The sequence below is a fragment of the Acidaminococcus fermentans DSM 20731 genome, from assembly GCF_000025305.1.
GTDB classification, from domain to species: domain Bacteria; phylum Bacillota; class Negativicutes; order Acidaminococcales; family Acidaminococcaceae; genus Acidaminococcus; species Acidaminococcus fermentans.
Window position 1 is genome coordinate 2,018,197 of record NC_013740.1, and the last position, 20,820, is coordinate 2,039,016.

Genomic DNA, 20,820 nt, shown 5'->3' on the forward strand with positions numbered 1-20,820 from the left:
GTCTTATTTTGCTTCCGTGGGGACCTGGATAAAGGCCTGCCCCGGATCGATTTCTTCACGGATCAGTTTGATGACGGCCGGATCCGGAGCTTCCAGTTCCACAGCCTTGGATACATCCAGGTCGAACCCGGTGTTTTCCAGTACATCTTCCGGAGAAGAAGTGGGATAGTAGGCAGCCAGGTACATCCGTTTGGTCTTTTCGTCGAATTTCAGGATCCCTTTATCGGTTACTACCAGCTGAGGTCCCACATCGCCGGGCAGACCCAGTCTTTCCCGTCCGCCAGGGCCGTCGATCCAGCCCGGGCTGGTCACGTAGTCGATTTTGTTCATGAATCTGCGTTTTTCATGCTGCATCATGATGATGGTGTTGGAGTAGGTGGCAATGCCGTTGGCACCGCCGGACCCGGTGAAACGGGTTTTCGGATGATGGTAATCACCGATGGAAGTGGAGTTCACGTTGCCGTACGGATCGATCTGGGCCCCGCCGATGAAGGCGATCAGACGGTTGGCCTTGTGCAGGTATTCGTTGATTTCGAAGCCCACGAACCGGACGTTCGGCCAGATGCAGCCGCAGTGAGCCATGAACCGCAGGTCACCTACGGAACGGGGAACTTCCACCGGGGAGCAGTCCATCAGACCGCTTTCCACGATGATGTGGCAGTCAGGAGCATAGACTCTCTTGGCCACGCTGGCGCCGATCAGAGGCAGACCGGTACCAACCGTTACAACCTGACCATTTTTGATCTGCTTGGCAATGGTCACAGCCTGCATTTCTTTATTGGTATAATTCGTGTAATCAGCCATTGTTATTTGTCCTCCTTCGTCATGTCGATGTGGTAGCCCAGACCAGGAACAACCTTCAGGTTGATCAGACGAGTGGCACCCAGTTTGTTCAGGTATTCGTCATGATCCTTCAGGTCGAACACCCATTCCTTGCAGAAGGCATCGAAGTCTTCCTGGGTCTTGGAGACCTTGTCATAGACTTTCAGGAACGGATTGTCGTAGTCGTACAGGCCATAGCACTGAGAAGGATGTGCACCGTAAGGAGCCAGGACAACAGCATCTACGCACATGCCGGGGATATCGTTCTTGGTGGGATCTCTTCTGATTTCTTCATCAGAAATGATTTCTTCGCAGGTAACGATGGTGTATTTGGCTGCTTCAGCAATATCCACATCCTGGAATTTGCCGCCCCAGATGCGAACGGTGCCATCGGGAGAAGCCTGCTGGGCATGGATGATGGCCACATCAACCTGCGGAACAGGAACAGCCACGACTTTTTCACCCGGTTTGAAGGGGTTGTCGATGTATTTGAATTTGTCATCAGGAACTTTGTCCAGGGTTTTACGGACTTCCTTGCTGATGCCCCATTCATCGGTCAGGCCGGAGCCCTGCATCAGGGTTACAGGCAGGAAGGGCAGGCCCAGAGCGGCGGCATGCCACATCATGTAGATAACATCCTGGGAATAGTCTTCCATGGTCAGTTTGCCGGCTTCGAACCATTTTCTGAACCGTCTGGAAACGTTGGTCACACCGGAGTTGGCGGTGTAGCAGTTGATGTAGGCTTTCACACGGCCGTTGCCGATCAGCATATCCCAGTCGCCGCCGGCAGCGCCGCCCAGACCGGTCAGATCCGTGATACCCTGTCTCAGGATTTCGAACACAGCCGCATAGGGTTTACGGTCCGTCGTAAAACCACCCAGAGCAATGTGATCACCACTGTGCACATACTTGGCGATTGCGTCTTTTAACGTCATTACTTTACTCAAAGCAAAAACCTCCTTAAGATCCATACTAGTTTGTGAAACCGCCGGAATCCTCCTCTAAGAAATAACCATCCCCCTTTTGAATATTTTTTACATTCGCATCCCGGCTGAACCTACTGTATTCAGTGTACGGATTGATTATAACACAAATAAATTTTTTTTTAAATCTTTCCCAGGACTATTTGTTGATTTTTTTACAAATATATAAAAATTCTAATAACTTGTGAGAAAAATTCTCTTTTTTTAGCATTTTTATTTTAAAAATTACATAAAAAAGAAGGTGTTCCCTTTCCAACACCTTCTTTTTCTTCCATTGAGAACTGTCATTACAGTTTTTTCTGCCGTTCCAGCCATTTTCGGGCCGCCAGGGCCAGCTGCTCCGGGTCGTTTTCCAGCATCCGGTCCTGGACCCGCCGGAGCAGCACCGGCATCAGCTCCTTCAGCTGGGCCGGCGCCGCTCCCAGGGTCAGGGCATCCTTCCCGGAAAAATCCAGATCCGAGGTATGGACGGGCATGAGATAGGCCATCTTCACCAGCCGCTTCCCATACATCTGGGCATGGATCACGTCGTTCTGGGCGGCATTGGTGGCAGCCACGTCAGCCACACACACGGCGGTCAGCTGCTTGAAGGCTTCCGCCATTTCCTTGTTCAACCGGAAATGGCCGCTGCGGGCTTCTTTCCGGAGCCAGTGCCAGGTCTTGCTGTCTTCCTGGGCACTGATGAAGCCGAAATGCATATGGTTCTTCACCAGCCAGGCCACCCGGTCCACCACTTCCCGGGGCAGCTGGAGCCGTTCCAGGATCTGCCGGGCCAGGGCGGCTCCCACCGCTTCGTGGCCGTGATCACAGGGCTGGCCCTCCCGGTTGATGCCCCGGACGCCTTCCAGGCCCTTGGCCACGTCGTGGAGCAGGATCCCCCAGCCCACTTCCAGGCTCCGGTCCCCTTTGTCCAGAGCCACCGCCGTGTGTTTCCACACATCATAGGGGTGGAACTGGGGGTTCTGGCCCAGACCCACCAGATGGGTCAGTTCCGGCAGGATGGGTACGGTTTCGTACTGTCCCTTCCGCCGGACCCGGCAGCTTTCCGCCGCCAGACCGCTTTTCACCATCAGGTCCATACCTTCCCCGGCATAGGTCCCCATGAGCAGCTTGTTCAGTTCCGTACGGACCCGTTCCAGGGACAGGCCCGGGACCTTCTGGAGATTCCGGCCGATGGCGGGCAGGATGGCCGGATCCGGGGCAAACCCCAGCTGCCCCACGAACCGACAGGCCCGGAACATCCGCAGGGCATCTTCCGAAAACCGCCGGTCCGGATCCCCCACCGTGCGCAGCACCCGGCCCCGGAGATCATCCAGCCCATGGAAACAGTCGGTGATGTGGCCTTCCTGATCCACGGCCAGGGCATTGATGGTGAAATCCCGCCGGCTCAGATCTTCTTCCAGGGTTTTGCAGTACCAGACTTCCGAAGGCCGGTGGGCATCCCCGCTGCCGTAGGTCTCATTCCGGTAGGCGGCCACTTCCACTCCGTGGCGTTCCACCCGGAGGATCACCACTCCGAAATTCTGTCCCAGTTCACTGACCACCGGGATCCCGGCGTCTTCCGCCGTGCGGATGATCTCTTCCGGCCGGGCATTGGTCACCACATCATAGTCGTCGGGGGTCCGGCCCAGGAGCATGTCCCGGACGGCACCCCCCACCACATGGGCCTGGAAGCCCCGGGCCTGGAGCACATCCATGACGGTTTTCACATAAGCAGGAATCGTCAGTTTCATTGCCGTTCACCCTCTCTTCCTGTCCCTTCCGGGTCTGCGGTGAGCAGGGTGAACACCCCCACTTCCAGGGAAGGGTCGCTGGCCAGTTTCAGGCTGCAGTGGAATTCCTGTTCCATGTCCCGGAGTCCCTGCTGCCGCAGCCAGCTGTAGACCAGGGGATGGACGGTGAGCAGCAGGGCATGGCTCATCTTCCCCTGGAGAAAAGTACTCCGGAGCCGCCGGCGGATCTCCACATAGACGGTTTCCGGGGATTCCACCCGGCCGCTGCCTCCGCACAGGGGACAGGTGGTGTACAGGATGCCGGCCAGGTTCTTTCGGGCCTTCATCCGGGTCATTTCCACCAGGTTCAGTTGGGTCAGGTCGATGACCTTGGGTTTCATCTTGTCGGAAGCGAATTCCTTTTTCAGGATCTGGAGGATCTCCTCCTGTTCCTCTTCCCGGTCCATGTCGATGAAATCCGCCACGATGATGCCACCGATATCCCGGAGCCGCAGCTGCCGGGCGATTTCCCGGGCGGCTTCCCGGTTGGTGGCCATGCTGGTGGCGTCCCGGTCCGCCCCGGTGGAAAACTTCCCGCTGTTCACGTCGATGACGGTCATGGCTTCCGTGCAGTCGATGACCAGATAGCCGCCCCCCGGCAGCCAGACCACCCGGTCGGACAGGCTTTCGATGTCCTCATCCAGCCGGTAGAAAGTGAACAGGTCTTCCTTTCCCCGGTACAGCTTCACCTGGATCCCGGGCAGCCCCATGTCCCGGAGCATTTCCTGGAGCCGCCGGCAGGTCTTTTCCTCATCCACGATGATCCGCTCCACCCGGTCCGTCACATAATCCCGGACCAGCCGGATGGCCAGGTCCAGTTCCCGGTACAGCAGCTGGGGTCCCCGGCCAACCTTGCTCCGGCGGACCAGCACATCCCAGTTCCGGAGCAGCTGTTCCAGATCCGCCCGGATCTCATCTTCCTCCGCATGGGCGGCTGCCGTCCGCAGCACCAGACCCATGTGGTCCGGCAGCAGTTCCCGGGCCCAGTCCCGGAGTTCCTTCCGCTTGGTTTTGCAGCTGATCTTCCGGGACAGGCTCACCCGGCTGCCGTAGGGTTCCAGCACCACATACCGGCCGGGCAGGGTAATGTCCCGGGTCACCGCCGGACCCTTGCTGCCCCGGGCATCCTTCACCACCTGGACCAGGAGCATCTGGCCTTCGGACAGGGTTTCCCCTTTCTTCAGGGTCAGGAATCCATTCTTGCCGGTGTTCAGATCTACAAAGGCCGCCTGGATCCCGGGCACCACATTGCACACCCGGGCCCTGTACACATTGCCCACCAGATTGTCGGCACTGTTCCGCTCCACGGCATAGTCCCGGAGCTGATCATCCTCCACGGTTCCCATCCGGGTTTCTTCCGGACGGACACTGACAAAGATCGTATTCATGGGCAGCCTCTCAGCCTTCCCCGATCAGCGGGACTTTCCGGCCGGCTTCATCCCGGCTGTACAGGTCCACCCGGCGGATGTCCGCCTGGACGGCGGCCAGGGGCACCTGGAAATCCCCGGCCAGCACCTGGAGGAATTCCGAAGCCTTCATGCTGCCGGTGGGCGTGATCCGGACGTCAAAGGACAGATCCAGCATCCCGTCCTGCCACCGGGACTCCACTTGGGGAATGTAGAATTTCACGTCGATGGTCTTGGGTTTCCCTTTGCCCTTTTTGTAGGGTTTGGTATAAGGCACTTCTGCCGCTGCGGCAAAAGCCGCCAGTCCGGCAGAGGGATCGGAAGCGCAGGGAACCTTTACTTCATAGGAAGCCCCCTGGGCCCGGGCCATGAGTTTGGGTGCCTTGTCATCGGTAAGATCGGCCCGGACAATATGGATGCCCATGGGCAGGGATTGGGAAACCGCTTCCACCAGCTGGTCCAGAGGCCGTTCCTCCGCCAGGCGGATCTCCGCAAACTCGCAGGAGCTGGTGACCCCCACACTGAGGGCAGAAGCCAGGGAAAATTTCATATGGGGATTGAAGCCTTCTGAATAGGCCACCGGGATCCCGGACCGGCGGAGGGCTTTCTCGATGCTCCGCTGGTATTCCAGATGGGAGATGAACCGGATTCCCGGTTCTTTGGTGATCTGCAGCCGCAGTTTCATGCTTCTCCCTCCTTCCAGTCAATGATATGGATGCCCAGTTTCTGGCAGACCCCGCAGCCGGTACAGGTATCCCGGCGACAGTCGTGGGTCAGGGCCGCTTCCCGGGCTTTTTCGTACTCGCTCCACAGGAACTGCCGGCTCACCCCGCAGCTGGTGTGTTCCCAGGGGAAGATCTCCTCTTTGCCCCGGGGCCGGCTGTTGTAGAAGTCCGTCGTCAATCCCGCATCGGCAATGGCCTGGGCCCACCGGTCATAATCGAAGAATTCCGTCCAGCTGTCGAATTTGGCGCCCCGCTGCCAGGCCAGATAGATGGCTTTCCCCAGCCGCCGGTCGCCCCGGGCCAGGACCCCTTCCATCAGGCTGGTCCGGGAATCATGGTACTGGAAATGGATGTTCTTCAGATTGGCAAAGGCATTTTTCAGCAGCATGTGCTTCCGGTCGAATTCCGCCTTGGTGTTCTGTCCCACCCACTGGAAGGGGGTATAGGGCTTGGGCACGAAATTGGATACGCTGACGGTGACTTTGGCCCCCATATGGCCGGTGATCTCCTTGTATTTCCACTGGACCTTCTGGGCCAGTTTGGCAATGGCCAGTACGTCTTCATCGGTTTCCGTGGGCAGGCCGATCATAAAGTACAGCTTCACCTGGGACCAGCCGTTTTCAAAGGCAGCTCCCACGGCGTTCATCAGGTTCTCTTCCGTGACCCCCTTGTTGATCACATCCCGCATCCGCTGGCTGCCGGCTTCCGGGGCAAAGGTCAGTCCGCTTTTCCGCACCGCCTGGACTTCCTGGGCCAGCTTCACGGAGAAGCTGTCGATCCGCAGGGAGGGCAGGGATACGCTGACCCGGTCCTTCTTGAAGGTTCCCAGCAGTTCCCGGATCAGCGGTTCCAGATGGGAATAATCCGCCGTGCTCAGGGAGAACAGGGAGATTTCATTGTATCCGGTGGCAGGCACCAGCTTCCTGGCCAGTTCCATCACCGTTTCCGGTTTCCGTTCCCGGACCGGCCGGTAGATGATCCCGGCGTTGCAGAACCGGCAGCCCCGGCTGCAGCCCCGGAACAGTTCCAGCATGATCCGGTCGTGGACCGTGTCGCTGTAGGGCACAATGGGATGGGTGGGGAAATCCAGGGCGTCCAGATCCTGCTCCGCCCGTTTGTACACCACTTCCGGTGCCGTGGGCTCCAGAGGTTTCTTCCCGGTGATGGTACCGTCCGGCCCGTAGGTGATTTCATAGAAGGAAGGGACGTAGACTCCCTGGATCCGGGACACCCGGCGCAGGAATCCCAGCCGTCCTCCCGGTTTCCCTTCCCGTTTCCAGTCCCGGTACAGGAGGGTCACTTCCTGGATGATCCGTTCCCCGTCCCCCAGCATGCAGAAATCCAGGAAATCCGCCAGGGGTTCGCTGTTGAACACGCAGCATCCCCCGGCACAGACAAAAGGATCGTCCAGGGTCCGGTCTTTGGCCAGAATGGGGACGCCGCCCAGGTCCAGCATGTTCAGGATGTTGGAATAGGACATTTCATAGAGCAGGGTAAAGCCCAGCAGGTCGAAATCCTTCAGGGGCCGGGTGTTTTCCAGGCTGGAGAGCACCAGTCCCCGTTCCCGCATTTTGGCTTCCATGTCCACCCAGGGGGCGAAGGCCCGTTCCGCCGCCACCCCGGTGAGCTTGTTGAGGATTTCATAAAGGATTTTGAAGCCCAGGTAGCTCATGCCGATTTCATAGGTATCAGGGAAGGCCAGACAGAAGGATACTTCCGTTTCCTCTTCGGGTTTGACGATGCTGCCGAATTCCATGCCGGTATAACGGGCGGGCTTTTCCACAGCACTGAGTATATCGATGGGTAAATCTTTTCGCATAATTTCTCCTTAATGAAAGCGCAGAGTCTGATGGTGGGCATTGATGTTCAGCAGCAGGGCCACCATGAGCATGTTGGTGGTCAGGGAACTGACCCCGTAGCTCATGAAAGGCAGGGGCACCCCGGTCACCGGCATGATGCCGCTGGTCATCCCCACGTTCACCAGGATGTGGAACAGGAACATGGAGACCACCCCTACCGCCAGCAGGGTCCCGAAATCATCGGAAGCGTGGAGGGCGATGGAAAGGCCCCGGTAAATCACCACTCCGTACAGGAGCAGGATGATGGTGGTGCCGATGAAGCCGAATTCTTCCCCGGCCACCGCAAAGATGAAGTCCGTGTGGTTTTCCGGCAGGAAGTTCAGCTGGCTCTGGGTGCCGGCGAACAGTCCCTTGCCGGCAAAAAGCCCGGACCCGATGGCGATCATGGACTGGATCACATGGTAGCCGCTGCCATAGGGTTCCAGTCCGGGATTCAGGAATACCCGGATCCGGTTCCGCTGGTATTCGTGGAGCAGCTGCCACACCAGGGGCGCCGAGGCCAGGCCCAGGCCTCCCATGATCAGGAAATAGCGGATCCGGAACCCGCAGACGATCATGGTTCCCAGCAGGATGGCCAGGAACACCAGGGAAGTCCCCAGGTCCGGCTGCTTCATGACGAACAGGAAAGGCAGCAGCACATAGCCGAACACCGGCAGCCAGCTGCGGAAATCCGTCAGCAGGGGCAGCCGGTCGTCCACAAAAGAGGACAGGCTGATGATCATGATGGCCTTGGCAAATTCACTGGGCTGGATGCTGATGGGGCCCAGCTGGAGCCAGCGCTGGGCTCCCAGGGCGCTTTTCCCCACCAGCATCACCGCCAGCAGCATCAGGATGTTGAAGATGTACAGAGGCCGGGCCAGGCTCTTCAGGACCCGGTAGTCGAACCGCATCAGGAAGGTCCCCAGCACCAGATTGATGGCCGCAAAGCTCAGCTGGCGCAGGACGAAGCTGTAGCGCCGGGGACCGGGCACATTGGCATGGGTGGCACTGGCAATGAGCACCACGCCGATGGCGATCAGCAGCAGGACGCTGATCAGCAGGGGTTTGTCGATATTCCGAAAATATTTTTTCAACGAAAAATGCCAGCGCATAGTCTCTCCTTATTTCTTGCTGCCCTGTTTGCCCTGCCGGCGCACCCGGGGATCGGTGAATACGTATTCCAGGATGCTCTTGACAATGGGTGCGGCGGAAATGGTGCCGTAGCTGCCCTGTTCCACAATGCACACCACCACCAGCTGGGGCTTCTTGGCCGGGGCATAGGCAATGAACCAGCCGTGTTCCAGGCCATGGGGGTTTTCTGCCGTACCGGTCTTGCCGGCCACCGGCACCGGCAGGTTCTTCAGGAAGGCTGCGGTGCCCCCTTCTTCCGTTACCGCTTCCAGCCCTTCCTGGATCAGTTTCAGGGTGGCTTCCGAAATGGGCAGCTTCCCTTCTTCTTCCGGTTCAAAGGTCTTGGCCACACTGCCATCATCATTGAGGATCTTGCTGACCAGATGGGGCTTGTACCGTTTCCCGTCGGTGGCTACGGCGCTGAGCATCTCCGCCACCTGGATGGGGGTGGCCAGGGTGAAACCCTGACCGATGGCCGTATTGAAGGTATCCCCCAGATACCATTCATCATCGAAGACTTTCTTTTTGTATTCCGGGGTAGCAATGAGCCCCTGGGCCTCTCCATGGAGGTCGATGCCGGTGGTCTGGCCGAAGCCGAATTCCCGGGCATACTTGTCCAGCAGGTCGATGCCCACCCGGTTCCCCATTTCGTAGAAGTACACGTTGTCGGATGCCGCCAGGGCCCGTTTGAAGTTGATGTACCCCAGGGCTTCCCCGCCGGCATTCCGCATGTCGATGAGCCAGTGGCGGCCGGAGTCGTAGATCAGTTCATTGGGGGTCACTTTTTTCTCTTCCAGGGCGGCGGACCCGGTGACGATCTTGAAGGTGGAGCCGGGAGGATACTCCCCGGCAATGACCTTGTCCGTCATGGGATGGAAAGGATCCGTATTCAGATACTTCCAGTTCTTTTCGCTGATGCCGTTTACGAACCAGTTGGGATCGAAACCGGGACGGGACACCAGGGCCTTCACTTCCCCGTTGTTGGGATCCAGGGCCACCAGGGCGCAGCCCCGGGCCCCGATGGCCTTCAGCTGCCGTTCCACCGCCTCTTCCGCAATCCGCTGGAGCTTGGCGTCGATGGTGAGCACCAGTCCCTGGCCCGGTTTGGGATCCACTTTGTCCATGATCTGGACCACCCGGCCTGCCACGTCCACTTCTTCCCGATAACTGCCGTCTTCTCCCCGGAGATAGGAATCATAGTAATTTTCCAGACCGAACTTGCCGATGATGTCCCCGGCCTTCAGTTCGCTGTAGGCTCCCTGGGAGATTTCATAATCGCTGATTTCCCCCACATAGCCCAGGGCATGGACAGCCAGTCCCTTGTTGGGATAGTTCCGTACCGGCTGGACTTCCAGCATCACCCCGGGCAGATACCGGAGGTTTTCCTCCACTTTGTCCACCACTTCCGGAGAGGCGTTCCGCACCAGCCGGATGGGTTCCGAACTGCCGCCGGAAAGCCGGATGGTCTCCTTGATGTCTTCCAGAGGGATATGGAGCAGCTGGCTCAGCCGTTCCAGGGTCTCCTCCCGGTAGCCGTCCGTCCGGCGCACCAGGGACACCATGACCCCCGGCTTGTTGTTGGCCAGTTCTTCCCCGTTGCAGTCATAGATGATGCCCCGGGGGGCCAGGATCCGGGTATAGCGGGTCCGGTTCCCTTCCGCCTGACGGCGGTAGGTGGATCCTTTGATGATTTGCAGATAGAACATCCGTCCGATCAGCACCAGGATCACCAGGATCCCGGTGACCATCATGAATTCCAGACGGTAAGCATATTTTTTGTTCAGCACGGCAGACTCCTACAGATGATAGTAATAATCCAGACGGCTGCGGACCCGTTTCTTCAGTCTGTGATACAGGAACCACATTACCGGAGCCAGGACCAGATTCCAGCCCATGGTCTTCAGGGTCTGAAGGGTCAGGGGCCAGAGCGGCAGCCAGCGTCCCAGCATGATGCACAGGAACAGGCCCCGGGCCACCTGGAGCAGCAGGGTCACCAGAGTGGTGAGGATCAGATAGGTGGGCAGCCGGTCCACGAACATGTTCACCCGGTTCTTCCCCACCAGGTATCCGATGACGGTCCGGCTCACCATGTGCCAGCCAAAATAGCTGAAAGTGACAACGTCCAATAAAGCACCAATACCCAGTCCATACACTGCGCCGTTCCGCTTCCCCTGATCCATGGCATAGAGCAGGAGAAACAACAGCAGCAAGTCCGGGGACTGGGTGGTATTGAAAAAGAGGAACCAGTGGTTCTCCAGAGTGAACAGGAAAAGGGTGAACAACAGCCAGGCAAAGCCAACAAGCACCATTATTTCCCTCCTTTGCCAGACTGGGCATCCGGATCTTTCCCTTCCTTGCGCAGGAAATCCGCAAAGCCCTGGAAGTTCGTGATGACTCTGGCTTCTTCCAGATGGCTGTAATCCACGGAAGGAGCGATGGTGGCCATTTTGGTCAGCCCGCCGGTATCCATCTGCACATCTTCCACGGTGCCGATCACCAGCCCTTCCGGGTGGTATCCGCTGTAGCCACTGGTAACGATGGTATCACCGGGGAGGATGTCCGCATTCCGGCTCAGGTTGCGCATTTCCAGCAGCAGATCCGGTCCGGCCACCCCGTTGACGATGCCGGAAGCCCGGGAATCCCCCCGGAGGTTCAGCCCTCCGATCCGGCTCCGGGGACTGGAGATCAGCAGCACCTTGGCCATGTGGGGATAGACTCCGTCCACAATGCCGATGAGCCCGGAGGCATTGACCACGGGCATGTTCACCTGCAGTCCGTCATCCTTCCCCCGGTCGATGAGGATCACATCCTTGAAATCCCCCAGGTCCCGGCTGATCACCTTGGCGGACACCATCTTCCACTGGGGATGGAGGCTGCTGAACTTCAACAGCTTGCTGAGCCGCTGGTTCTCTGCCTTCATGCCGATCAGTTCCACATTGGTCTGGCGCAGCTCTTCATTTTCCTTTTTCAGAGCCGCGTTTTCCTTTTCCAGGGAAGCCTTGGAGGCAAAATAGTTTCCGGAACCTTTGACACCTCCGCCGATCCCCCCCACCACAAAGCTGATGGGCCGGGTCAGGGTGGTGAGCACCGTGTTCACGGCCGGAAACCGATGGAAGCCATCCCACAGGAGACCTGCCACCAGCAGGACGGACGCTCCCAGCACGCCCAGTCTGATTTTCTGTTCCTTCCTCATTTGCACCGCTTCTCCCCATTATACATTCCGGCGGGGCCGGGGCCCCTTCCGGAACAGATTCATATTGCCGGCTGCAATGCCGGTTCCCTTGACCCCGCAGGTCAGGGCGTTTTCCGCCACCCAGACCCGGAGGCCGGTTTCCCGTTCCAGGAGCCAGTCAAAATTCCGCAGCAGGGCTCCGCCCCCGGTAAGCACGATGCCCCGTTCCGCCACATCCCGGGCCAAAAGGTCCGGCAGTTGTTCCAGCAGGTTCCGGACACAGTCCACCATCCGGTGGACCGGCTCCCACAGGGCTTCCTGGAGCTGATTCTGGTCGATGGTCACGCTCCGGGGCAGACCGGTGATCAGATCCCGGCCCCGGAGATCCATATAGGCCGGCGGCACCGTATCCCGGACCGTGCCGATTTCGATCTTGACCTGCTCCGCCTGGAGGGATCCAATAAGAAGATTATACTTTTTCCGGCTGTACTGGACAAGAGCCTCATCCAGGCTCCGTCCTCCCTGGCGGAGCAGCCGGCTGACGGCGATCTTCCCCTGGGTCAGCACCGCGGCTTCCGTGGCCCCGGCCCCCATATCTACCACCAGGCAGCTTTTGGTTTCCCGTACCGGGATCCCGGCCCCCAGGGCCGCTGCCAGCGGGGCTTCCAGCAGATAAGCTTCCCCGGCACCGGCTTCCATGGCTGCATCCAGCACTGCGCGCCGTTCCACGCTGTTGACTCCGCAGGGTACGCTGAGCACCAGCCGGGGTCGGAAGAGAGGCCGTTTCCCCAAGGCCTGCCGGAGAAATCCCTTCAGCATCCGGCGGGTCAGGTCAAAGTCGGCAATGACCCCGTTCTGGAGAGGCCGGACCACCTGGATCCCTTCCGGGGTCCGGCCCAGCATCTGCCGGGCTTCCCGGCCCAGGGCCAAAATCTTCCCCTGGCGCAGGTCCACTGCCGCCGCCGTAGGTTCATCCAGGACGATGCCCTCGTCCCGGAGACAGATCCGTGTATGGTCCGTACCCAGATCCACCCCCAGATCGGTGGAAAAAGACCCCCAAAGATCCAGCATCCGACTTCCTCCTTTTTATAGCAGACCGTGTTCCTTGAAACTGTAATAGACTCCGTCCCCGATGATCAGGTGATCCACCAGAGGGATCCCCATGACCTTCCCCGTATCCCACAGGGTCCGGGTCAGTTCCCGGTCCTCCCGGCTGGGAGTGGGATCCCCGGAGGGGTGGTTGTGCACCGCCAGGATGGCAGCCGCATGATGGAGCAGTGCCGGGGCAAAGGCCTCCCGGGGATGGACCACCGAAGCATTCAGAGACCCTTCAGATACAGGTTCGATGCCGATGACTTTGCCTTTGCTGTTCAGCAGCACCACCAGAAAATGTTCGTGGTTCTCATACCGGAGCCGGGGCATCACCAGCATGGCTCCGTCTTCCGGACAGTGGATGGTCCGGAACGGCCGGGTTCCTGCCCCCGCCAGCCGCCGTCCCAGTTCCAGGGCCGCCAGGATCACCGTGGCCTTGGCCGGGCCGATGCCGGAGATCCGGGTCAGTTCCCGTACGTCCTGGGTCCGGGCCAGCCGGGCATCCTTCAACAGGTCCCCGGTCAGCTCCCGGGCAATGTCCAGGGCCGAATGGTCCTTCCGCCCGGTGCCGATCAGGATGGCCAGCAGCTCCGTAATGGTCAGCGCCTCAGGCCCCTTGGCCAGCAGCCGTTCCCGGGGCCGTTCCTCCGGAAGCATCTCCCGGATCAGATAGTGTGTCATAGCTTGTCACGTCCAGTTCTGCGAATAATTTCTTCAAAGGTGCCAGGGGCAGCCCCACCACATTGCTGTAGGACCCCCGGATGGCCGGGATGAACAGGGCGGCTTTGCCCTGGATGCCGTAGGCGCCGGCTTTGTCCATGGGTTCCCCGGTGGCGATGTACCAGGCAATATCCTTTTCCGTCAAAGAGGCGAATTCCACCTCTGTGATTTCCACATGGGTGCGCACCTGCCCCTTGTAGAACAGGGCCACTCCCGTCAGTACCTGGTGCCGCCGGCCGCTGAGCTTCCGGAGCATGGCGGCTGCCTCTTCCCGGTCCCGGGGCTTGCCCAGGATTTCTCCTTCCAGGGCCACCACCGTATCCGCGGCCAGGATAGGCACCTTATCCCCCAGCCATTCCCGGACCTCCCGGCCCTTGTTCAGGGCATTGGTCCGGACCAGCTGTTCCGGCGTCACGTCATTCTTTTCTTCTTCTCCCCGGCTCACCGCCACCCGGGGCTCCAGACCGATCTGCCGGAGCAGTTCCAGGCGGCGGGGGGAACCGGAGGCCAGTATCAGTTCCATAGTCATCTCCTACAGTTTGTGGAACAGGACCCCTGCCAGGATCATGCCCAGGATGGCTGCCAGGTTGGGCGAAAATTCCACCCCGGCCGTCACTTTGGCCACATACAGGTCCATGGTGGAAGGGGGGATGGTCAGCACCTGGTACTTCCGCACCAGGATATCGGTGGCCCCGCCCAAAATCTGGGATGCCTGGAGGCTGTCCCCCAGGAGACCTCCGATAACCGCCCCTGCCGCCAGGACCAGCAGCAGGGTCAGATGATTTTTCCCCAGCATTCCTTAGACCTCCACTTTTTTCCCCTTGGCGTCGTAGATTTCCCCATTGCTGAAGTATCCGGTGATGGTCCACTGTTCCACCTTGGTCCGGACGCTCTTCTTGAAGTTCCGGGCATAGACCAGCCCCAGGGCCAGCCACACCAGGGTGCTCAGAACCACCACCTGCCAGACGGGAGCAGAGAAGAAATGGGCCAGGGCCCGTCCGAAAGCGGCACCGGCCACAGCCGTCAGCACAGGGATCCCGTACACGATCATCTGGGCTTTCTTTTCATCCAGGGACTGTTTCCCCACAATCACCCGGGTCCCCCGTTTGGCTTCACAGGCGTTCCAGCAGTCCAGCATCTTGGGCCGCTGTTCCCCCGGTCTCTGTTCGATCTTCACCTTGGCCCGCTGTTTGCTCACCGCAATGACCTTGCCTACATACACATTGTTGTTGCTCATACTATGACTCCTTTGTTATTCTGGAAATTCCAGATACTGATTGGGGAACCGACGGGCCAGCCGCTCCATCAGTTCATCACTGGACTTGAACAGCAGACCGCAGAGTTTGCCGTTTTCCCGGTACACCAGGATCCGCTGGGGCTGGGGATCCACGGAAGAATACCGGTGGACGTATTTTTTGATGGCGGTCTTCCGGAAAAAGCTCCGTTTGTAATGGTTGGAAAAACTTTCCAGGTCCTTCAGGTAAACGGTCATCCGCCTTTCCAGCCCCAGGCCGTACATCACCACGATCAGTTTGTCCCCGGTGAGCTGGATGCTGTACTGGAACAGGCAGCGCCAGCACCATAGGATGATGAACAGCAGATTGTAGCCCCAGCCCATGATGCTCAGCTGCCCCAGGGCAAAGGTATGGTACCCTTCATAGGCACAGCTGACCCCGATCAGGGCCAGGGTCCCCCACTGGTACAGCCGCCGTTCCCGGCTGGTGGTTGAAAATTCCTTGTATGCTTCCAAAATGATCTCCTTTGTTCAGGTTCCGGCGATAAAAAAACATATCTCTTTTATTATAACAAAAATTCCCCCAATAGAAAGGCGTTTTCTGCAAAAAAAAAAGAGCTGCTGCCGAAGCAACAGCTCAAAAAACTTCTGTTTTTTATTTGCCGCCCACCATGGCCAGCATGGTACCAGCTGCAACAGCCGTACCGATAACCCCGGCCACATTGGGGCCCATGGCGTGCATCAGCAGGAAGTTGCCAGGGTCAGCCTGCTGTCCCACAACCTGGGACACACGGGCAGCCATAGGCACTGCGGATACACCGGCAGAACCAATCAGCGGGTTGGTCTTGCCGCCGTCCAGCTTGCTCATCAGCTTGCCGAACAGCACACCGCCGGCGGTGCCGCCGATAAAGGCAACCAGACCCAGGCAGATGATTTCGATGGTCTGCAAGGTCAGGAAGCTTTCGGCCTTCATGGTCAGGCCGGTACCGGTGGCCAGCATGATGGTCACGCTGTTCATCAGGGCATTCTGTGCCGTGTCAGACAGACGGTCCATACAGCCGGATTCGGTGAACAGGTTCCCCAGCATCAGCATCCCGATCAAAGAGCATACGGAAGGCAGCAGCAGGGAAATGAAAATGGTGGTGACAATGGGGAACACCACTTTTTCAAAGTGGGTCACCGTACGCAGCTGGGCCATTTTGATCTTCCGTTCTTCCTTGGAGGTGAACAGTTTCATCACAGGCGGCTGGATCAGGGGCACCAGGGACATGTAGGAATAAGCGGCCACGGCGATGGCGCCCAGCAGATGGGGAGCCATCTTGGAAGCCAGGTAAATGGAAGTCGGGCCGTCAGCACCACCGATGATCCCGATGGCGGAAGCTTCCTTCACATTGAAGCCCAGGAGCATGGCCCCCAGCAGAGCCACGAACACGCCGATCTGGGCAGCAGCGCCCAGCAGCAGGGTCTTGGGGTTGGCAATCAGCGGACCAAAGTCGGTCATGGCCCCTACGCCCATGAAAATCAGCGGAGGGAAGATTTCGTATTTGATCCCGCCCAGGATCAGCTGCATGACGCCGGGGTCGGTTTCGAACCCGGTCCGGGGTACGTTGGCCAGAATGCACCCGAAGGCGATCGGGCTCAGCAGCAGGGGTTCAAAGCCTTTGACGATGGCCAGGTACAGCAGGATGCACCCGACCAGCATCATTACGGCATTGCCCCAGGTAAAAGCCACAAACCCACTGTCCTGGATGACAGAGGTCAGGGCTACCACAAAAGCATCCATGTTCTAAAATCCTCCTTTATGTTCGGAGACGTTGATTAGAGAATAACCATTACGTCGCCGGTGGCTACGGTATCGCCAGCGTTTACGCGGACTTCGGAAACCGTGCCGTCTTCAGGAGCCATGATTTCGTTCTGCATCTTCATAGCTTCCAGGATCAGCAGAACATCGCCGGCTTCCACTTTGTCGCCGGGTTTTACGTTAACGGACAGGATCTTGCCGGGCATGGGAGCGGATACGGTTACGGAGCCGGCAGGAGCAGCAGCGGCCGGTTTGGCAGCCGGAGCGGGAGCAGCAGCAGGAGCAGCGGCAGGAGCCGGAGCGGGAGCAGCAGCAGGAGCAGCAGCTACAGGAGCGGCAGCAGGAGCAGCGGCAGGAGCGGCAGGAGCAGCAGGAGCTGCAGTTACAGCGCCGCCGACTTCTTCAACTTCTACAGTGTAAACAGTACCGTTAACGTTAACATTGAATTTTCTCATGAGAATACCCTCCTAAACAGTTTTCAAGTTGTTTGATTTTGTGGATAATGAACCGTCCCTCAACAGTTCATCAGAAAGAATGATGGGGCAGATTCATCGGCTCCATTTTTCTTTTGTGTTCGGCGATGGCAGCACTCAGGGCAGCTGCAATCATATCGTCTTCATCCTGGACCAGGGCCAGGACAGCTGCCATGGCAGCCACTTTTTCCTCTTCCTGCCGTTTGCTGGCAGCAGCGGAAGGCGCCGGCTTAGCAACTACAGGCTTTTTTTTTCCCTGAACTTTCTTGGTGGGATCGACAGCATGGATCAGCACCATCAGGATTCCCAGCACAATCAGCACACCGAATACGATGGTCATGTTGATCATCATAATCAGCCAAGGATTGTCGGTCATGAACGTTTCACCTCTCTTCCCTCATGATGAATGGTTTATATCAAAATCACAGAGGAATGTTACCGTGTTTCTTTGTTGGCCGGTCTTCCTGCTTTGATTTTAACATACGCAGCGCCTTGATCAGGATGGGACGGGTGGTCTTGGGTTCGATGACCATTTCCACCATCCCGTGCTTGGCCGCATAATACGGCGTGGCGAAGTTGGTGATGTATTCCTGGGTCTTCTGTTCCACATCCGGGTCTTTCCGGAAGATGATCTTGGCAGCCCCCTGGGGTCCCATGACGGCGATTTCCGCCGTGGGCCAGGCAATGACGTGATCCGCACCCAGATCCTGGGCACACATGGCCAGATAAGCGCCCCCATAGGCCTTCCGGGTCACCAGGGTGATCTTGGGCACCGTGGCTTCGCAGTAGGCATAGAGCATCTTGGCCCCGTGACGGATGATGCCGCCGTATTCCTGGTCCGTCCCCGGCAGGAAACCGGGCACGTCCACGATATTGATCAGCGGGATCCGGAAAGCATCGCAGAAGCGGATGAACCGGGCCGCTTTGTCAGAAGCGTTGATATCCAGGCAGCCGGCCATGATCCGGGGCTGGTTGGCAATGATGCCCACGGTGGAGCCGTCCATCCGGGCCAGGCAAGTGATGATGTTCCGGGCGTACATCCGGTGGGGTTCCACATATTCCCCGTTGTCCACGATGCTGCGGATGACCTTGTACATGTCATAGGGCATCTGGGGACCATCAGGGATCACGGTGTTCAGGCTTTCATCCATCCGATAGGCGCTGTCGCCGGTATCATAGACCGGAGGATTTTCCCGGTTGTTGCTGGGCAGGAAGCTCAGCAGGTACCGGATCTGTTCCAGACAGTCCGCATCGTTTTCCGCCGGGAAGTCCGCCACCCCGCTGCGGGTGCAGTGGGTGAAGGTGCCCCCCAGGTCTTCCTGGCCCACTTCCTCGCCGGTCACGGTTTTCACCACTTCCGGTCCGGTAATGAACATCTTGGAATTTTTCTTCACCATGTAGATGAAATCCGTCAGGGCCGGGCTGTACACGGCGCCGCCGGCGCAGGGGCCCATGATGGCGGAAATCTGGGGAATCACCCCGGATGCCAGGGTGTTCTGCTTGAACATCTTGCCGAAACCGGCCAGGGCATCAGTGGCTTCCTGGATCCGGGCACCGCCGGAATCTTCCATCCCCACGATGGGGGCCCCGGTCTTCAGGGCCATGGCCTGGACTTTGGCGATCTTGTTGGCATGCATTTCCCCCAGGGATCCCCCTTCCACGGTGAAATCCTGGGCGTAAACGAACACCGTCCGTCCGTTGACCGTACCGTAGCCCGTCACCACCCCGTCTCCGGCCAGATATTTCTTTTCCTGACCGAAGTTGGAGCAGCGATGTTCCACAAATTTATCCAGTTCTACAAAACTTCCCTCATCTAAGAACGAGTTTATCCGTTCCCGGGCAGTCATTTTACCGGCATCATGCTGTTTTCCGACTCTTTTTGCACCGCCGCCAGCTTCAATCTTCTCGTAGCGGGCAAACATATCTTCAATTTTTTCCTGTGTGGTCAAAAATACGCACCTCCTTGAAGGATTCTTTTTCTGCAACGAAACTAAAACACGGTAATTGTAACATAAATATCACCCTGTTACCACCGGTTTTCCGAAAATTTCGTTGGAGAATCCCTTATTCCTTTTCCATGGTGCCGTTTTTCAGCATTCTTTCATGGAAGGAGAAGGCTTCGGACAGGATGTGGGGAGTCTGGCTGTTGTGGCAGGCAGCGCAGGCCCGATCGAAATAATCTTTCAGGATGGGCTGGTATCTGGGGCTGGCGATCTGGTCGATGATGATCGGAGCTCTTTCTTTGGGAGACAGGCCTCTCAGGTCAGCCACGCCCCGTTCGGAAACGATTACATCCACATCGTGTTCGCAGTTGTCGATATGGGAGCAGAAGGGAACCACAGAGCTGATCTTCCCGTCTTTCCGTTCGGATTCCGCAAAGAAGATGGACAGATAGCCGTTCCGGGCAAAGTCCCCGCTGCCGCCGATGCCGTTCATCAGGTTGGTGCCGTTGATGTGGGAGGAGTTCACGTTGCCGTACAGGTCCACTTCAATGGCCGTGTTCATGGCAATGACACCCAGGCGCCGGACCACTTCCGGGTTGTTGGAGATTTCCTGGGGCCGGAGGATCAGATGGGATTTGTATTTGTCCAGGTTGCTGTAGAATCTCTTCTGGACTTCCGCAGACATGGTCAGGGAGGCCCCGGAGGCCACCCGCAGTTTCCCTGCGTCGATCAGGTCGAACATGCCGTCTTGGATGACTTCCGTATATACGGTCAGGTCTTCGAAATCAGAATGGACCAGACCGTTGATCACCGCGTTGGCCACGGACCCTACCCCGGACTGGAGGGGCAGCAGGTTCTTGGGCAGCCGGCCGGCTTTCACTTCATTTTTCAGGAATTCCACCAGGTTCCCGCCCATGGCCCGGGCATCATCGGTGATGGCCGCCAGTTTGCTGGGGGTATCCGGGATGTCGCAGGGAACGATGGCTGCCACCTTGTCCAGGTCGCAGGGGATGTAGGGAGTGCCGATCCGGTCTTCCGGCCGTTCGATGGGGATGATCTTCCGGTTGGGAGGATCCAGGGGCACATAGCAGTCATGCATCCCTTCCAGGCCCAGAGGCTGGGTCACGTTCACTTCCACGATGACTTTTTTGGCGCTCTGGACATAGCCGCAGCTGCCGCCCAGGCTGGTGGTGGGGATGATGCCGATCTTGCCCTTGCCCAGATCCTTGATGGAGCAGGCTTCGATGATGGCCACATCCACGTCCCGGTGATCCGGCAGGAAGCCGAACCGGGCCATCTGGTTGAAGGTGCTGATATGGGTGTCCAGATACCGGATCTGGCCGTTGTTGATGGCATTCCGGCAGTGCTTGTCCGTCTGATAGGGCATCCGGTTGCCCACAATTCCGGCTTCCACCATGGCTGTATCGATTTCAGGTCCAGGAAGCACGGTCCAGACATTGACCTTAAAGGGATGTTCTTTCCCTCTGGCTGCCAGAGCCAGGGGTACTGCCTTGGGATACCCGGAAGGGGTGAATCCGCTCATGCCCAGGTTCATACCGTCTTGAATCATTTCTGCCGCTTTTTCAGCTGTGGTGATCTTGCTGAGTGCTGCGGCGCAATGGACGCGATCCGTAATATCGATCATTTGCTTTTCCTCCTGTTTGCCTGATAGGCTCTCTCGTCTGGATTCTATCTGAATATTTAAAAA

At 58.3% G+C, this 20,820-nt stretch carries 21 protein-coding genes; all 21 read right to left on the reverse strand.

Annotated elements, in window-relative coordinates; translation table 11 throughout:
• Positions 1-3: 3 nt before the first annotated feature.
• The 21 genes from gctB to ACFER_RS09405 all read right to left on the reverse strand — a co-directional run bounded on the left by gctB (position 4) and on the right by ACFER_RS09405 (position 20,757).
• On the reverse strand, positions 4-804 hold the full coding sequence (gctB, locus tag ACFER_RS09305) for a glutaconate CoA-transferase subunit B (RefSeq protein ID WP_012939155.1): 801 nt from the start codon (positions 802-804) through the stop codon (positions 4-6).
• Positions 805-806: 2 nt separating this feature from the next.
• Positions 807-1,769: a glutaconate CoA-transferase subunit A gene (gene gctA / locus ACFER_RS09310; RefSeq protein ID WP_012939156.1), complete on the reverse strand. Its 963-nt coding sequence runs from the start codon at positions 1,767-1,769 to the stop codon at positions 807-809.
• A 323-nt stretch (positions 1,770-2,092) separates the two neighbouring features.
• Positions 2,093-3,538 carry a CCA tRNA nucleotidyltransferase gene (locus ACFER_RS09315; protein ID WP_012939157.1) on the reverse strand — a complete coding sequence of 482 codons (1,446 nt, stop codon included), beginning with the start codon at positions 3,536-3,538 and terminating at the stop codon, positions 2,093-2,095.
• Positions 3,535-4,965, reverse strand: coding sequence for an Rne/Rng family ribonuclease (locus ACFER_RS09320; protein WP_012939158.1), 1,431 nt, complete (start codon positions 4,963-4,965; stop codon positions 3,535-3,537). Before ACFER_RS09320 ends, ACFER_RS09315 begins: the two co-directional genes overlap by 4 nt.
• A 10-nt stretch (positions 4,966-4,975) precedes the next feature.
• Entirely contained in the window at positions 4,976-5,668 is a 693-nt protein-coding gene (locus tag ACFER_RS09325; protein WP_012939159.1) for a TIGR03936 family radical SAM-associated protein, read from the reverse strand.
• Positions 5,665-7,527 (reverse strand): TIGR03960 family B12-binding radical SAM protein, encoded by a 1,863-nt coding sequence (locus ACFER_RS09330; RefSeq protein WP_012939160.1) that lies wholly within the window; start codon positions 7,525-7,527, stop codon positions 5,665-5,667. The genes ACFER_RS09325 and ACFER_RS09330 overlap by 4 nt, the downstream gene beginning before the upstream one ends.
• Before the next feature lie 9 nt (positions 7,528-7,536).
• On the reverse strand, positions 7,537-8,658 hold the full coding sequence (gene rodA, locus ACFER_RS09335) for a rod shape-determining protein RodA (RefSeq protein WP_012939161.1): 1,122 nt from the start codon (positions 8,656-8,658) through the stop codon (positions 7,537-7,539).
• Between the two features lie 9 nt (positions 8,659-8,667).
• On the reverse strand, positions 8,668-10,464 hold the full coding sequence (mrdA, locus tag ACFER_RS09340; protein WP_012939162.1) for a penicillin-binding protein 2: 1,797 nt from the start codon (positions 10,462-10,464) through the stop codon (positions 8,668-8,670).
• Between the two features lie 9 nt (positions 10,465-10,473).
• Entirely contained in the window at positions 10,474-10,986 is a 513-nt protein-coding gene (mreD, locus tag ACFER_RS09345; protein WP_012939163.1) for a rod shape-determining protein MreD, read from the reverse strand.
• The gene (mreC, locus tag ACFER_RS09350; RefSeq protein ID WP_012939164.1) at positions 10,986-11,870 is read right to left on the reverse strand and encodes a rod shape-determining protein MreC; all 885 of its coding nucleotides are present in this window, start codon (positions 11,868-11,870) and stop codon (positions 10,986-10,988) included. The genes mreD and mreC overlap by 1 nt, the downstream gene beginning before the upstream one ends.
• 18 nt (positions 11,871-11,888) lie before the next feature.
• The gene (gene mreB / locus ACFER_RS09355) at positions 11,889-12,920 is read right to left on the reverse strand and encodes a rod shape-determining protein (RefSeq protein WP_012939165.1); all 1,032 of its coding nucleotides are present in this window, start codon (positions 12,918-12,920) and stop codon (positions 11,889-11,891) included.
• 15 nt (positions 12,921-12,935) lie between these two features.
• A complete protein-coding gene (gene radC, locus ACFER_RS09360) occupies positions 12,936-13,622 on the reverse strand; it encodes a RadC family protein (RefSeq protein ID WP_041666258.1) in 687 nt (228 codons plus the stop codon).
• Positions 13,549-14,184: a Maf family protein gene (locus tag ACFER_RS09365; protein WP_012939167.1), complete on the reverse strand. Its 636-nt coding sequence runs from the start codon at positions 14,182-14,184 to the stop codon at positions 13,549-13,551. Before ACFER_RS09365 ends, radC begins: the two co-directional genes overlap by 74 nt.
• Positions 14,185-14,193: 9 nt before the next feature.
• A complete protein-coding gene (locus ACFER_RS09370; protein WP_012939168.1) occupies positions 14,194-14,457 on the reverse strand; it encodes a DUF4321 domain-containing protein in 264 nt (87 codons plus the stop codon).
• Between the two features lie 3 nt (positions 14,458-14,460).
• Positions 14,461-14,898, reverse strand: a complete 438-nt coding sequence (locus ACFER_RS09375) for a SoxR reducing system RseC family protein (protein WP_012939169.1) — start codon at positions 14,896-14,898, stop codon at positions 14,461-14,463.
• Between the two features lie 15 nt (positions 14,899-14,913).
• Positions 14,914-15,411, reverse strand: coding sequence for a hypothetical protein (locus ACFER_RS09380; RefSeq protein WP_012939170.1), 498 nt, complete (start codon positions 15,409-15,411; stop codon positions 14,914-14,916).
• 139 nt (positions 15,412-15,550) lie between these two features.
• Positions 15,551-16,678 (reverse strand): sodium ion-translocating glutaconyl-CoA decarboxylase subunit beta, encoded by a 1,128-nt coding sequence (gcdB, locus tag ACFER_RS09385; protein WP_012939171.1) that lies wholly within the window; start codon positions 16,676-16,678, stop codon positions 15,551-15,553.
• Between the two features lie 35 nt (positions 16,679-16,713).
• Positions 16,714-17,151 (reverse strand): sodium ion-translocating glutaconyl-CoA decarboxylase subunit gamma, encoded by a 438-nt coding sequence (gene gcdC, locus ACFER_RS09390; protein ID WP_012939172.1) that lies wholly within the window; start codon positions 17,149-17,151, stop codon positions 16,714-16,716.
• A 70-nt stretch (positions 17,152-17,221) separates the two neighbouring features.
• Entirely contained in the window at positions 17,222-17,545 is a 324-nt protein-coding gene (gene gcdD, locus ACFER_RS09395; protein ID WP_012939173.1) for a sodium ion-translocating glutaconyl-CoA decarboxylase subunit delta, read from the reverse strand.
• Positions 17,546-17,591: 46 nt separating this feature from the next.
• A complete protein-coding gene (gene mmdA / locus ACFER_RS09400) occupies positions 17,592-19,091 on the reverse strand; it encodes a methylmalonyl-CoA decarboxylase subunit alpha (protein WP_041666703.1) in 1,500 nt (499 codons plus the stop codon).
• 142 nt (positions 19,092-19,233) lie between these two features.
• Positions 19,234-20,757 (reverse strand): succinate CoA transferase, encoded by a 1,524-nt coding sequence (locus tag ACFER_RS09405; protein WP_012939175.1) that lies wholly within the window; start codon positions 20,755-20,757, stop codon positions 19,234-19,236.
• Positions 20,758-20,820: the final 63 nt, after the last annotated feature.